This is a genomic window from Candidatus Omnitrophota bacterium (assembly GCA_025453395.1).
Taxonomy (GTDB): Bacteria; Omnitrophota; Gorgyraeia; order Gygaellales; family Profunditerraquicolaceae; genus JAlOQK01.
In genome coordinates, this window is sequence record JALOQK010000002.1 from 421,099 (window position 1) to 434,754 (window position 13,656).

16 protein-coding genes are annotated in these 13,656 nt (G+C 42.0%); all 16 read right to left on the reverse strand.

What is annotated here, in order from left to right; all coding sequences use genetic code 11:
- Nucleotides 1–110: 110 nt before the first annotated feature.
- Nucleotides 111–734, reverse strand: a complete 624-nt coding sequence (locus MUF05_03420; protein ID MCU0666127.1) for a 1-acyl-sn-glycerol-3-phosphate acyltransferase — start codon at nucleotides 732–734, stop codon at nucleotides 111–113.
- Nucleotides 724–2,109: a phosphoglucomutase/phosphomannomutase family protein gene (locus MUF05_03425; protein MCU0666128.1), complete on the reverse strand. Its 1,386-nt coding sequence runs from the start codon at nucleotides 2,107–2,109 to the stop codon at nucleotides 724–726. Before MUF05_03425 ends, MUF05_03420 begins: the two co-directional genes overlap by 11 nt.
- Nucleotides 2,099–2,746 (reverse strand): ribulose-phosphate 3-epimerase, encoded by a 648-nt coding sequence (gene rpe, locus MUF05_03430; GenBank protein MCU0666129.1) that lies wholly within the window; start codon nucleotides 2,744–2,746, stop codon nucleotides 2,099–2,101. Before rpe ends, MUF05_03425 begins: the two co-directional genes overlap by 11 nt.
- On the reverse strand, nucleotides 2,743–3,309 hold the full coding sequence (nadD, locus tag MUF05_03435; GenBank protein ID MCU0666130.1) for a nicotinate-nucleotide adenylyltransferase: 567 nt from the start codon (nucleotides 3,307–3,309) through the stop codon (nucleotides 2,743–2,745). Before nadD ends, rpe begins: the two co-directional genes overlap by 4 nt.
- A 199-nt stretch (nucleotides 3,310–3,508) precedes the next feature.
- Nucleotides 3,509–4,771 (reverse strand): glutamate-5-semialdehyde dehydrogenase, encoded by a 1,263-nt coding sequence (locus MUF05_03440; protein ID MCU0666131.1) that lies wholly within the window; start codon nucleotides 4,769–4,771, stop codon nucleotides 3,509–3,511.
- A complete protein-coding gene (proB, locus tag MUF05_03445; GenBank protein ID MCU0666132.1) occupies nucleotides 4,768–5,841 on the reverse strand; it encodes a glutamate 5-kinase in 1,074 nt (357 codons plus the stop codon). Before proB ends, MUF05_03440 begins: the two co-directional genes overlap by 4 nt.
- Entirely contained in the window at nucleotides 5,816–6,769 is a 954-nt protein-coding gene (gene obgE, locus MUF05_03450) for a GTPase ObgE (GenBank protein ID MCU0666133.1), read from the reverse strand. Before obgE ends, proB begins: the two co-directional genes overlap by 26 nt.
- A 9-nt stretch (nucleotides 6,770–6,778) precedes the next feature.
- Complete coding sequence (rplU, locus tag MUF05_03455; GenBank protein ID MCU0666134.1) at nucleotides 6,779–7,090, reverse strand: 50S ribosomal protein L21; 312 nt, start codon at nucleotides 7,088–7,090, stop codon at nucleotides 6,779–6,781.
- Nucleotides 7,091–7,196: 106 nt separating this feature from the next.
- On the reverse strand, nucleotides 7,197–8,645 hold the full coding sequence (locus MUF05_03460; protein MCU0666135.1) for an Rne/Rng family ribonuclease: 1,449 nt from the start codon (nucleotides 8,643–8,645) through the stop codon (nucleotides 7,197–7,199).
- Between the two features lie 14 nt (nucleotides 8,646–8,659).
- Nucleotides 8,660–8,962, reverse strand: coding sequence for a TIGR03936 family radical SAM-associated protein (locus MUF05_03465; protein MCU0666136.1), 303 nt, complete (start codon nucleotides 8,960–8,962; stop codon nucleotides 8,660–8,662).
- Between the two features lie 9 nt (nucleotides 8,963–8,971).
- Nucleotides 8,972–10,714, reverse strand: a complete 1,743-nt coding sequence (locus MUF05_03470; GenBank protein MCU0666137.1) for a secretin and TonB N-terminal domain-containing protein — start codon at nucleotides 10,712–10,714, stop codon at nucleotides 8,972–8,974.
- Nucleotides 10,711–11,115: a hypothetical protein gene (locus MUF05_03475; GenBank protein MCU0666138.1), complete on the reverse strand. Its 405-nt coding sequence runs from the start codon at nucleotides 11,113–11,115 to the stop codon at nucleotides 10,711–10,713. Before MUF05_03475 ends, MUF05_03470 begins: the two co-directional genes overlap by 4 nt.
- Nucleotides 11,116–11,119: 4 nt before the next feature.
- Complete coding sequence (pilO, locus tag MUF05_03480) at nucleotides 11,120–11,686, reverse strand: type 4a pilus biogenesis protein PilO (GenBank protein ID MCU0666139.1); 567 nt, start codon at nucleotides 11,684–11,686, stop codon at nucleotides 11,120–11,122.
- Nucleotides 11,683–12,246 carry a PilN domain-containing protein gene (locus MUF05_03485; GenBank protein MCU0666140.1) on the reverse strand — a complete coding sequence of 188 codons (564 nt, stop codon included), beginning with the start codon at nucleotides 12,244–12,246 and terminating at the stop codon, nucleotides 11,683–11,685. The genes pilO and MUF05_03485 overlap by 4 nt, the downstream gene beginning before the upstream one ends.
- Before the next feature lie 4 nt (nucleotides 12,247–12,250).
- The gene (locus MUF05_03490; protein ID MCU0666141.1) at nucleotides 12,251–13,285 is read right to left on the reverse strand and encodes a pilus assembly protein PilM; all 1,035 of its coding nucleotides are present in this window, start codon (nucleotides 13,283–13,285) and stop codon (nucleotides 12,251–12,253) included.
- A gap of 14 nt (nucleotides 13,286–13,299) precedes the next feature.
- Nucleotides 13,300–13,554, reverse strand: a complete 255-nt coding sequence (locus MUF05_03495) for a hypothetical protein (GenBank protein MCU0666142.1) — start codon at nucleotides 13,552–13,554, stop codon at nucleotides 13,300–13,302.
- Between the last annotated feature and the right edge of the window lie 102 nt (nucleotides 13,555–13,656).

The following is a 13,656-nucleotide window of genomic DNA, read 5'->3' on the forward strand; positions in this document are numbered from 1 at the left end:
TTTTTTTTGTGTTTTATAGTTAACCCTTTAAAGCAAAGACGAAACACCTCCTTTGCCAAAAGATTTTACAGAATTTGCTGCTACTGAGAAATACAGGAAGGACTCACTTCTTATTTTATGCATGAAAGATGCCTTATATGTTCCATAAGCAAACTTGCGATCTGCTCGTAAGGCATCCCCCTTTCTATATGAATTTGCTTACCGAAATGTATGCTTACTTTTCTATTAAAATCCATCTTAGCCCCTTTGGCCCAAGCACTGCCTGATCCTTCTATATATGCCGGAATTACTTTAGCATTGGATTTACTAGCTATAAAACCTACTCCCCCTAAAGCCTTTCCAAAAGTTCCCTCTGCCTGACGGGTTGCTTCCGGAAAAAGGCCTAAAGTTTTCTTTTGGCTTAATATGCGCAAGGCGCTTTTTAACGCCTTGATATCCGCGGAATTACGCTCCAGAGGCTGGACCTCCAGAGCGCGCAGGATCAAAGCAAATATTTTATTCTCAAATAAGGTATCGCGCGCTAAAAAATAAACCTTCTTGCCGGCGCCCACGCCTAAAATCAAAGGGTCAAGATAGCTTCTATGATTACAAGCCAAGATCACCGGGCCAGTTTTAGGAATATTCTCTCTGCCGTAAATCTTCAAGCCAAAACATAATTTCAGGAAGACAAAACACAAGAAGGCGCAAAAATGATAGAAAAGATCAATAAAATATTGCCTTATATTAGAGGCCACTTATAATGTCCCTGCCTAAAGAAAGAAGTTTTTTCGCCCGGGATAGATCCTTTGCCTCCGCGTAAAGCCGCATAATCGGCTCTGTGCCAGAGCCCCTGAACATCAACCAGCTTTGATCCTCGCAGATAAGCTTAACTCCGTCGCTGTCATTTACGGAAATGACCTTTTTGCCTAAAAGCTCTTTGGGCAGGCTTTCCTTTGCCGGATGCACGCGTTTCTCAAGATGCAAATCATCTCTTACATAAAAATACTTTCCGAACTGCTTCTCCATATCATTCAATATTTTAAGTATATTTTTGTTTCTATAAACCATCATCTCAAGCAATAACAACCCCGCCATAGTCCCGTCGCGTTCCGGGATGTAATTTTTTACCCCCATACCGCCTGCCTCTTCGCCGCCGGCGACTATATCCTGCGTTTCCATAAGATGCGATATATATTTAAATCCCACGGGAGTTTCATAAATTTTTATCCCTAAGAATTTGGCGATATTATCCATCATCATCGTACCGCAGACGGTCTTAACCATGCCTCCGGACATTTTTCTATCCTGATTAAGATGCAGGGTCAGAAGCCCTAATATTTTCTGGGGATGAATAAATACCCCGCCCGGGGCGACACAGGCTATCCTATCGGCGTCGCCATCCAAGGCAATACCCAAATCAAACTTGCCCTTTTTAACCGCCTCTTTTAAAGCCGATAAATTTTCCTCAACCGGTTCAGGGCGGCTTCCGCCAAATGAGGGGTTAATGGTATTTCTTAAAAATTCTAACTTTATCTTAGAGCCTTTGAGAACCTCTCCTATAAGGCTGTCACCCGAACCATGCATAGCATCAACCAAAACCTTAAATTTTTTATTCTTGATCTTCTTAAGATCAATATAACCTCGCAAGAATTTAATATAAGCCCTGGTCAAATCCTCTACTTTAATCTTATCAAATAAATTTGGGTCCTCTTTAACCGGATTCCTGCCGATAAAAGATTCCACTTCTTTGGTAACTTCAACATCTGCGGCCCCGCCTTTAGCGTTTTTAATTTTAAATCCATTATAGGAATACGGGTTGTGCGAAGCAGTGATCATTATCCCCAAATCAAACTTTCGGGTTTTTACAGTAAAACTTAAAGTTGGAGTAGGAATAGGGCGGTCAGAAAGCAGCACTTCCATGCCGTTTGCGACAAAAACCTGCGCGCAACATCTGGCAAATTCAGCGGACATAAAACGGGTATCGTATCCGATAGCTATTTTTCTGGGCGAGCCTAAATAATCACAGACTGCCTGTGAGAGCTTCTTTAAATTCTCAAAAGTGTAATCCTTGGCGATTATCGCCCTCCATCCATCGGTGCCGAACTTAATAGGAGTATTATTATCCTGCATTTCTTATCCTTTCTATAGCCTGTTTTGTATCAGCGGCATTAAAAATATATGAACCTGCGGCTAAGATATTCGCTCCTGCCTGTATAACAAGTTTCGCGGTCTGTTCGTTTATGCCCCCGTCAACAGCAATGTCCTGATCAAAGATTTCGCGCAAGGCGGCGATCTTAGGAACTGCCTGCGCGATAAAAGCCTGCCCGCCAAAACCCGGATTTACCGACATCACCAGCACAGAGTCCACAAAACCTAAAATCGGCTTGATCCTCTTTAAGGGCGTTGCCGGATTAAGAGAAACCCCGCATTTAATATTATTTGCCCTTAAAATACGGCTTATCTTTTTTATCCCCGAAGCAGATACCGTCTCAATATGCACGGTAATCATATCACTGCCGGCTTCCATAAAAGATTTTAAGAAAAACACTGGCCGCTCAATCATCAAATGCACATCAAGCGGCAATTTAGTCACTTTTCGCAATGACTTTACGACTTGCGGGCCAATGGTAATATTAGGGACAAAATGGCCGTCCATAATATCTACATGGACCAGATCCGCTCCGGCAGCTTCAACCTTTTTTAATTCATCAGCTAAGCGGCTGAAATCCGCCGATAGTATTGAGGGGGCTATTTTAATTTTTCTCATGAATATATTTTATTGGCCTTAATATAATCAAAAACCTGTTCCGGGACAAGATAACGGAAAGATTTTCCCTTACGGATGCAATCCCTTACTTCAAAAGCTGAAATATCAACTGATCTTATCGGCACAGTCCTTATATAATCCGGTATCTTCTCTAAAGGATACCCGGGACGGGTAGCAACCACAAACTTAACCATCCGGATAATATCTGACAGGTCTTTCCACTCATCCAGGTATTTTAAAAGATCCGATCCGGTAATAAAATAAAACCTATCCGAGCTGCAGCTTGCCATAAAATGCCTTATTGTATCAATGGTATAAGAAATACCTTTTTTCTTGATCTCAAAATCCGACACAGAAAAATGCTTATTCCCTTTTATCGCCAGCTTAAGCATTTGATACCTATGGAAAGCTGAGACAATGCCTTTCTTTTTCTTATGCGCCGGCAAATACGCCGGGACAAATATAATCTTATCAAGCCCAAGCTTCTCGCGCGCCTCTTCCGCTAAAATTAAATGGCCCAAATGCACCGGGTTAAAAGTCCCGCCTAAGATACCTATACGCATAATAGAAATTGAAAGTTTAAAATGAAAAATGCAAAATTAAAAACAAAAAATCAGAAAAAAGAACCTCAAATTAAAAAACACTAAACTCAAAGGAGTTAATCAATTTAATAACACGCAAAAAGCTGGTTTACTTCTAACTACTATATTCTCTTGTTTTTAATGCTTTTATTCTGAATTTTTAATTTTGATTTCTTAATTTTTAATTTCTTATTTGTCCGTTGCCATAAACCTGGTACTTATAGGAAGTCAATTCTTCCAGGGCCATGGGGCCGCGGGCGTGTATCTTATCGGTAGAAATGCCAATTTCCGCGCCCATGCCAAATTGATAACCGTCGGTAAAACGCGTAGAGGCATTAACATATACGCAGGCAGAATCAACTTCTTTCAAGAAAACTTCAGAATTATTGTAATTATCGGTGATTATCGCATCCGAATGCCCGGAACCATAATGATTGATATGCTGTATGGCATCATAAAGGCTATCCACTACTTTTACTGACAAAATAAGCCCCAGGTATTCCGTATGGTAATCTTTATCTGTTGCTGATTTAACCTTAAGGTTACGCGCGATCCTGCGGGTTAGCGCGCATCCGCGGATCTGGACGCCGGCGTCAATTAATCTTTTAGCCATCCCCGGGATAAACCTTGCCGCCGCATCGCGATGCACAAGCATCGTCTCCATGGCATTGCAAACTCCCGGGCGCTGGACCTTGGCGTTAAAACAAATACTCTCTGCCATATTCAAATCTGCCTCTTCATCAACATAGACATGACAGATGCCCTTATAATGCTTAATAACCGGAATACGCGAAGTCTCTACTACTTTTTTGATCAGGCTTTCTCCTCCGCGCGGGATCACTAAATCAATCTGCCCGGCCGCTTTAAGAAGAATGTCCACTGCCCTTCTATCCGTAGTATCAACCATATTAACGCAGGAGGCCGGCAAATTGTGTTTTTCCAATGCGCGTTTCAGGCTTTTAAGAATCGCCGCGTTAGAACAAAAGGATTCGCTGCCGCCGCGCAAAATAACCGCGTTGCCGGATTTAAAACAAAGCCCCGCGCAATCAGAAGTAACATTAGGGCGGGATTCATAAATGATAAAAATAACCCCGATTGGGACACGCACCTTTTCTATCTTCAAACCATTGGGCCTATTTTCTGTCTTTAATACCTGGCCCACCGGGTCATCTAATTTTATCAGGGCTTCTAAGGAATCAACCATCTGGGCTATTCTTTTTTCATTTAAAGTCAAACGGTCAACCAAAGATGCCGGCATTTTCTTTTTAATCGCCATAGACATATCTTTGGCGTTAGCAGATAAAATTAAATTCGTATCCTGCCTAAGGCAATCCGCCATATCTTTGAGCACACTATTCTTTTCTTCCGAGCTTAAAACCCCAAGCTTGCTTGAGGCCTGGCGCGAAAGTTTTAGCATTTGCTCGATCTTTTTATGCAAACTCATTTTTCCCCTTGGGTAATAACCAGATTATCCCGATGGACCACTTCACGGTTAAAACGCTTGCCCTTTACCTGGCATAAATCAATTGAAGAAACAGATGTCTTCCCTTTCGCAAGTTGTCCGCCTGCGCTGTCCATGATAGAAACAATATCATCCGGCTTGAAATCTCCCGCGCAAGATAAAACACCTACCGCAAGAAGGCTTTTATTATTTAAAAGCGCCTGTTTTGCCCCGTCATCAACAATAATCTTTCCTTGCGGCTTGGCGCTAAAGGCAAGCCAATGTTTTCTTGCGGCAAAAAAATCTTTTTTAGGCGCGAAGAATGTCCCTTGGGCTTTTAAGGCATTCAAAATAGAATCATTCTTCCTGCCGTTAGTGATAACACACGGTATCCCTGAATCCACGCAGATACCCGCCGCATCAAGCTTAGTGACCATACCTCCAACACAGCGGGATTTATTCGTAGGACAAGCCAACGCGCGCACAGAAGGCGTAATTTCTTCTACTAAACCAACTACCGTCTTTTTATCTTTATCTAACAAGCCGTCCACGTCAGAAAGAATGACTAACAGGTCTGCCCCGACTAATCCGGCGACCAAGCTGGATAAGCGGTCATTATCGCCAAATTTAATTTCATCGGTTGCCACAGTGTCATTTTCATTAATAACCGGCACAACCCCTAATTTTAGCAAGCTTAAAAGGGTATTCTTGGCATTCAGATAACGTTCACGCTGGCTAACATCATCCCAGGTAAGAAGCACCTGCGCGCAAACAAGCGAGTATTTCTTGAAATACTGGCTATAAAAATTCATCAGCTTATTCTGACCTATGGCAGCGCAGGCTTGTAAAATATGCAACTGTCTTGGACGGCTATCAAGCTTTAGCACTCCCATACCCATGGCAATAGCTCCAGAAGAAACAATAATAACTTCTTTTTTATCTTTTAAAAGCTCAGCTACTTGACGCGAGACAGCATGGATCCGCGCAACATCAAGCTTATTATCCTTAGAATACATAAGGCTTGAGCCGATTTTTACTACAATGCGCTTATAATTGCTTTGAGATTGCTTCAAGAAACTCCTCCAGGCCATCTTTTTGTAAAGCTGAAATAGGATAAACTTTCTTCTTCAGCTTCTTTTTAAAAGACGCTAAATTCTCACGCGAAGATGGCAAATCCATTTTGTTGGCAACAACAATCTGCGGTTTTTTACCTAACTGCTTGTTATAGCTTTTTAATTCCGCGTTTATAATCTTATAATCGTCTAACGGATCGCGGCCCTCAACGCCTGACATATCTATTATATGCACCAATATCCGGGTGCGCTCTACATGCCTTAAGAATTGGTCTCCCAGGCCCCTGCCCTCTGAAGAGCCCTGGATCAAACCCGGAATATCCGCAACAATAAAATTTTTATCCTTAAAATTAACCACCCCTAAAACAGGCGACTTAGTTGTGAAGTGATACGCCCCGATCTTGGAATTTGCCCGGGAAATAGCGCAAATAAGAGTAGATTTACCGGCGTTGGGAAAACCTACCAGGCCTACATCAGCGATTAACTTTAATTCTAAAGTCAGTTCCCGGCTTTGAGTTATTTCTCCGGGGCTGGCTTCATGCCTGTGATGATTGCCTAAACCGCCTTTGCCGCCTTTGGCAACAATTAAATCCTGGTTTGGCAGGCTTAAATCGCGCAAAACCAAGCCTGTATTAGCATCCTTAACCACTGTGCCAACAGGCACACGGATAATTACCGGCGCGGCATCCCTGCCCCTCTTGTCATTTCCAGAGCCATGCTGGCCATGGGCCCCTATAAATTGCCTTTTATATTTAAAATCAAGCAGGGTCTGCAGGTTTCTATCGGTGCGGATAATTATGTCCGCGCCATTACCGCCGCCGCCTCCGTCGGGAACCCCTTCGCGGGTGTATTTATCGCGGTAGATACTATTACAGCCTCTTCCGCCGTCACCGGCTTTAACCTGAATTTTAACGCTATCAACAAACATCGTCTTTTCTTACGCTTTGATCTCTTCTACTTCAATAAGAGACAGCTTCTGACGATGAGCTTTTTTCCAATGCGAAGATTTTCTGCGGCGGTATTTAAAAGATATCGCCTTGTCGGTTTTGACCTCTTTTAAAACTTTCGCTTTAACCGTTGCCCCTTTGACATAAGGAGTCCCAACCTCAATTTTATCCTCGTTTGACAATAAAAGGACCTTGTCTAAGCTATAAACCTGACCTGAAGCAACCCCCTGCCTTTCCACTTCAAGGGTATCGCCTTTTTTCACCAAGTATTGTTTTGAGCCAACTTCAATAACAGCATACATTTGCGTACTCTCCTTTATTTAAGTTAAATAAGGTTAAATGAAGTTACAAATACCCCTCGAGATTAGATATTGAAACAAGATATTATATATTATAGCGGGCTTCGGGTCAAGAGGAAATCTTGGTATCTTCTAAGTGCAAGGAGGGATTAGAAACAAGGTTAATCTTAACATGGAACTTCTTTTCTAAGAAACGCACGTCTTCACGATTCTTTAAAAGCTCGTTGGTAACCTCCGGGTTAAGCGCCAAATCCACTTCTTTGACATCTTTTGTATTAGCAAGATAACGCCTAAGCTCTTTTAAGGCGTAGATAGAGGTGGTTGGAGCGGATTTAATCTTGCCCCTGCCTTTACAGTAAGGGCAGGCCTGAAAAGACAAAGCTTGAGCGGTATTATGCACCCTCTCGCGGGTCATTTCCACCACCCCGAATTTAGATATCCCTAAAATATCATATTTAGCGCGGTCACCGCTTAAAGCGTTTTTTAAAGCCACAAGCACTTTTCTTCTGTGGTCTTCCTTTTCCATATCAATGAAATCAATGACAATAATGCCTCCTAAATCCCTTAAACGCAGCTGCCTGGCAACTTCCACGGCCGCGTCGCAATTAACCCTAAAGGCAGTCTCTTCCTGGCCGATATTCTTTGTAAACCCGCCGGAATTAACATCAATAACTACCAAGCCCTCTGTGGGCTCAATAATAAGATAGGCCTTAGATTTAAGGTAAACCCTGGATTCAAATATGCGGTTGATCTGCCGCTCTACATCTTTTTCTCCGAATAAATCCTGATTTTTATACAGATGGACCTTGCGGATAAGATAGCTCATGAAAGTCTTCATAAAGCGGATTATCCTGAAGAATTCCGGCTTAGAATCCACAATAAGCGAAGAGACATCATCAGTGAACGAATCCCTGATGGCCCGAAAAACCAGATCATACTCCTCGTAAACTAAAGACGGGGCTTTTTGAGAATTAATAATTTTCTCAATCCTGGACCAAAGCTTTAAAAGAAACTGCGCGTCGCGGGCTAATTCCTGCTTGGATTTGCCAACCGCGGCGGTGCGCACAATAAAACCGACATCTTTGGGTAACTTCTGCTCCTGCAGGATGTCTTTGAGCCTGCGGCGCTCCTTATCATCTTCAATTCTTCTTGAAATGCCGATCTGCCCTTGGCCAGGCATAAGAACTATGTATCTGCCGGCAATGCCGATATGGCAGGATAACCGCGGGCCCTTAGTGCCAAACGACTCTTTAACCACCTGCACTAAGACTTCCTGCCCCTTCTTGATCTGTTTTTGCTGTTTAAAAGAATTGTTATCGGAGAATTCAAAGGCCTCGTTTATTTCAGAAAGGTACAAGAATCCTTTTTTAGGTAAACCAATATCCACAAAGGCCGCCCCCACTGCCGGCACAACCGCGTCAATAACCCCTTTATAAATATTGCCCACGATAGTCTTATCGCCGGGCCGCTCCATATAATATTCTTCAAGCTGGCCGTCAGCAACAATAGCTACTCTTTTTTCTCTTGGCTCAACATTAATCAATATTTCTTTTGGCATAATTTATTCTTGGCCTAAAAACTATTCGCGGCGGATTTAATGACAATTCCTTCAGGCAAGGCCTTTTGAAGAAGAGAACAAAAATCTTCCGGGGAAACAACCTGACGCAGCATAACAGTTGCTTCTTCGTTTTCACTTTCTAAGCCTAATTTCAAAGCCCTCTTTAAACTTAGCTTTATATGCGGGCTATACCCCTCTGTCATTTTTAAAAGTAGCCCCGTTCGACGCAAACCCCTAGCGAACAGGCGCATAAGATCCAAATGCGAAATATATTTAAGCACCCCTTTCTTGGCAAATATAAAATTTATCTTAAACATAAATTAGGTTTATTGATTTACTGCCTTTTTCTTATTTAAAACTTTTTCTTTTCGCGCTGCCTGCCGTAGCGCCTTCTGCATTTCTTCCTGCTGTTGTTCTTTTTTCCCGTTCCATAATTCATCCTGGAGCTGGGCAATCTTTTCCGCCGGATAGTCCGCATCATCAATTACGCGCGCGGTAATAAAAATCAAGAGGTCCACTTTTCCGGTATCATTGGTTTCTCTCTGGAATAGCTTTCCTATAAAGGGAAGCTTGTTTAAAAAAGGAACCCCTATGGTTTCTTTGGACTTAACATCCTTGAGAAGCCCGCCTATTACTACAGTTTCTCCGTTCTTAACCATAATCTGAGTCTGCGCTTCCCGAACATCGATAACGGGATAATTAACTGTACTCTGCCAATTACCGGAAATAGAAGTAGCAGAGACATTACTGGAAGAAGAAGTGATACTGGGATGTATAAGCATATTTATATACCCAGCATCCCCCACCTGCGGGACTACATTAAGCCTGATGCCAATTTCCTGATAATAATCCAAGGTCTGGGTTTGGGTTGCGCCCTCGCCTGATGTCCCGGCAGTTACGGTGGAACTTAAGATAGGCGTATGATACCCTACCAAAATAGAGGCCTCCTGATTATCCAGTGTCATAATCCGGGGGCTAGACAAAGTATTGGTGGCGGCATCATCTTCTAAGGCATGCACGATAAGTTGAAACTCTGTTCCGGTTAACTTCTTAAAAATAACATCAAGCCCCGCGGAATAAGGATTGCTAAGACTGGAAATTGTTGTAGACGGAGAAAAGATACTGGGAGTAAGGGTCGCCGCGGAACTTCTTCCGGCAATAGTCATAGAATTTTTAGCATTTACATCTACCTCTCCCGGAGAAGCAGAACTAGCGCCGGTGGTGCCCGTGCCCCAGTCAAGCCCTAAATCTTTAAGTTTGTCTTTTTGCACTTCCATAATCTTGGCCTCAATCAAAACCTGTTTTGGCTTATTGTCAATCTTGGCCAAGAATTCCCTGATATTATCAACCGAACTAGAGGTATCTGTAATAACAAGTGTTTTTGATTTGATAGACTGCGGCAGGTCAACTTTAGTCGGGATAATCCCTCCGGCAGCGTTACGCTCAACCGCGATAGTTTCCTGGCTTGTCCCTGCCTCGCCCTCACGCTTTAGGCCTTCGCCGCCAACTGTTTCACGGCCAATTTTAAATGAGCCGAATTGCCACCCCTTAGATCCTTTGGTATAAAAAATTGAGATCCTGCCCCTGGGAGACAACATCGGGATAAGCACCTTCTGCGCGTCTTGGGCATCAAGGTATTTTAAATTAAAGACCTCGGTCCTTAATGGCTCATCAGCCTGAATCTTAGAAATATTTTCCAATTTTGTAACCAGAATTATATTGCCCTGCCTTTGATAGGCATAACCATAAGTCTTTAAGATTACATCCAAGGCTTTTTCCCACGGCACATCCACCAGCCTAATGCTGATATTTCCGATAACATCAGGAGTAGAAACAATATTTGTGCCGGCTTTTAAAGCGATTATCTTAAGCACATTATTGATATCCGCGTCGGTAAAATCCAACGTCACAAGTTCCGAGGTATCCAACGCCTTCTTTTCGATAGATTCCACTTGCAAAGGAGGGTTGCTTTGGGCAAACGAAAACCCAAACGGGTAAGAAGCTGCCAAGAAAAAAGCCATGGCTGCCCGCGACAAAGAACTTGCTTTGCACAATTTAAACTTTTTCATTCTTCCCCCTTCTTATAGATAATTTCCGTGGTTTGCCCGTCTTTGATTAGGACAATTTTATCCTGCTCTATTTTTAAAACCTGATAATCTTCAACAAAATCGCCGATTTGCACAACCGCCCCTCCGATCAGAGCGTAAGAAACTCCTCTGGGGTCGTAGCTTATCCCCTCAAGGACAAAAATATCCTGTTGCTTCCTGCTGCCGTTTTGCTCTAAATTAACGAATTTCCCGTCCTTTGTCACAAGCGGAATAAAGGGATTACGCCTATCTTTAACAGGAGGCGTATTCGGTTTTTGCTCTGCAGGAATCGCGTTCTGTTTTTGTTCTTCGGCTAACACAGCTACAGAATAAAAAGCCAAAAAACAAAACAAACAAAAATATAAACCGATGTGTTTTCTCATAGTCCTAAATCTTTATATATGTCTTAAAGCTAAGTTTAATGTTTTGGATCAATGGCGTTGCCTCTACTGACTGGATTGATATATCATTGAGCCTTAAAAAGATATCCTTGCTCTCCATGTCCGAGAGAAAACGCATAAAATTATAATACGAGCCAAAAATATCCAGGCTTATCATTACCCCTAAAATAGTGCTTTTACTCTTTGGATTATAAGCTTCCCGGGAAGTGCGTATCTGCATAACCCGAAGCTGATATTTATTCGCCACGTCTGAAATATCTTTTAAAACAGCTGGTACGTCTTCTTCAGTGATCAATCTTTGTGTTTTCTGGGGAGTTTGAGCTTTTTTCTTAAACTCCTGCATAAGTCTTATGTCCGCCTCCAGCTTCACAATGTCGGATTTAGCCTGACTTATCTTATTCTTTGCATCCGCGATTGACCTAAACTGCGCGGAAAGAAGAAATTGATAATCAACAACCAATATCACAAGGCAAATAATCCCGATAAGCGCCAATTTCTGCATATCAGAATTTATGCGATTAAAATATTTCTCCGTTATATCCTTATATGTCATTTAAGTTTCCCTGAAATCGTAAAATCCACGATATCATAACTGGATATTTGCCTGCGCTGCATAGCGCCAAGCTCAATATTCGTAAAAGCGCTCATAAAATCGGCGTCCTCTTTGATCTTTGTTAAAAATTCATTGATAAGAGAAACTTCATCCTTGTCCAGAGAAACAACCGAAGCCTTAAGGATAAATGTATCTTGCGAAACAGATATATCCGTAAACCATACCCCGGATGGCAAACTTAACCCCAGACGGTCAAGCTTTCCCGCCCAAAGCGAGTATTTACCGGCTACCGCCTGAAGCGCATTTGTATCCATATTTTTTGAATCAAATTCTTTCTTGAAGTCTTCATAAGATTTCCTGTCTTTTTCCAGCATCTTCCATTTATTCTGCAGGGTGAATAAATTCCCGCTTATAAAAATCTGCACGCAAAAGAAAATAACGTGCACAAAAATAAGTATCCCGATGATAAGCGGGATTATATACAGAAAAGACTGGATATTAAGCAGGCTTTTCTTTCTATTAAGCTTTAATTCTTCCGGAAGCAAATCAATTTCTATCATATTTTTATCCGCGCAATGCCAAGCCTACTGCCACAGCCAATTGGCCAGACAAAGATTTTAACTTTTTTGCATCTAAACCGTCGGCAATAAGTATCCGCTTTAAAGGATCCCAGCCTGATATCTCAATATCCAACAAGCCCGATAACGATTGCGGCAACCCCTCTAATAAAGCGGTGCCGCCGCTTAAGAATATTTTTTCAACATTTAACGCGCTTTGGCTCTCATAGTAATCAAAAGAAACCCTGATTTCCGTGGCCAGGCTAGCCAAAACAGGCTCAACGGCAAGTTTTATCTGCTCTATCTTATCATCCGGCGGGGAAACTTTTATTTTTTCAGCAGATGAAAAATCAAGCGAAAGATTTTCTGCGATCCTATGGGTAAAATTATTCCCGGCAATGGAGATATCACGGCTTAATACAGGAACACCTTCCTCTAGTATGCTTAAGGTAGAATAAGACGCCCCGATGTTTAAAAGGGCCACAGTCTTAGGAAGATTGCTTTTTTCTGCTTTAACCTCATTAAAAATAAAAGCGTTTACTACGGCCAAAGCATCGTGGTCCATAAAGCTTGGGATTAAATTATTCTCGGTGGCTAATTTTACGCGCTGGCTTGTATAATCTTTCTTGGAAGCCGCCACCGCCACAAACATATTGTTATTGGCAGTATCATTTTTCAGTATCGCCGCGTCAAGATTTACCTCTTGCGCCGGAAACGGTATATACTTCTGGGCTTCAAATTTTATGGATTTACGCAATTCATCTTCGGTCATTTTGGGCAGGGTTACATAGCGCACCGTAGTAGATGAGCCGCAAAGAGAAAGATTAACGAATTTTGTATCATTAAAAAAATGAAAAATGGGTTTTAGGGTTTCCTGTGGGTCTGCTCTTACGGGAACATTATCAAAACCGCATAGCTCTAACAGATTATTCTTGAAAGAAAACTTTACCAGCTTAACGAAACTGGTTCCCGAGTCCAAACCAATAGATATTCGGGGCTTGATAAAAATTTTTTTTAAATCCAAGACATTAAGTTCTGCCATAAAGAATTAGGTGCTTAATTAACCAGCGGCCCCATAACAGGAGGTTCTTGAACAACGGCCTGGGAATCCGCATCTTTCTTTTTATCTTTATAGATAATCCGCTGCCTATTGGCAGGGACACTATTTTGCGTTTGCTCAATAACAGTTACATTTTTATTAGAAACTGGGGAGGATTTCTGGGGGCCTTGATTAAACCAACCTATTATCGCTACCGTTACTAAATATATAACCACAATTCCAGCCGCAAATATTATAATCTGCTTCTTCAAACTTCCTCCTAAAGTATTTGATATAATATTATACTATATTTTAAAGGATTTGCTACAACAATTTTCTAGCGTATTCTTTAATTTTGACTTTTGACTTTTTAC

Coding starts and splice junctions, on each gene's coding strand:
- MUF05_03425 (MCU0666128.1), bottom strand. CDS start 2,109: ATGCAGGATAATAATACTCCTATTAAGTTCGGCACCGATGGATGGAGG.
- nadD (MCU0666130.1), bottom strand. CDS start 3,309: ATGCGTATAGGTATCTTAGGCGGGACTTTTAACCCGGTGCATTTGGGC.
- MUF05_03465 (MCU0666136.1), bottom strand. CDS start 8,962: ATGTTTAAGATAAATTTTATATTTGCCAAGAAAGGGGTGCTTAAATAT.
- rplU (MCU0666134.1), bottom strand. CDS start 7,090: ATGTATGCTGTTATTGAAGTTGGCTCAAAACAATACTTGGTGAAAAAA.
- MUF05_03490 (MCU0666141.1), bottom strand. CDS start 13,285: ATGGCAGAACTTAATGTCTTGGATTTAAAAAAAATTTTTATCAAGCCC.
- MUF05_03470 (MCU0666137.1), bottom strand. CDS start 10,714: ATGAAAAAGTTTAAATTGTGCAAAGCAAGTTCTTTGTCGCGGGCAGCC.
- rpe (MCU0666129.1), bottom strand. CDS start 2,746: ATGAGAAAAATTAAAATAGCCCCCTCAATACTATCGGCGGATTTCAGC.
- obgE (MCU0666133.1), bottom strand. CDS start 6,769: ATGTTTGTTGATAGCGTTAAAATTCAGGTTAAAGCCGGTGACGGCGGA.
- MUF05_03475 (MCU0666138.1), bottom strand. CDS start 11,115: ATGAGAAAACACATCGGTTTATATTTTTGTTTGTTTTGTTTTTTGGCT.
- pilO (MCU0666139.1), bottom strand. CDS start 11,686: ATGACATATAAGGATATAACGGAGAAATATTTTAATCGCATAAATTCT.
- MUF05_03460 (MCU0666135.1), bottom strand. CDS start 8,645: ATGCCAAAAGAAATATTGATTAATGTTGAGCCAAGAGAAAAAAGAGTA.
- MUF05_03440 (MCU0666131.1), bottom strand. CDS start 4,771: ATGAGTTTGCATAAAAAGATCGAGCAAATGCTAAAACTTTCGCGCCAG.
- MUF05_03485 (MCU0666140.1), bottom strand. CDS start 12,246: ATGATAGAAATTGATTTGCTTCCGGAAGAATTAAAGCTTAATAGAAAG.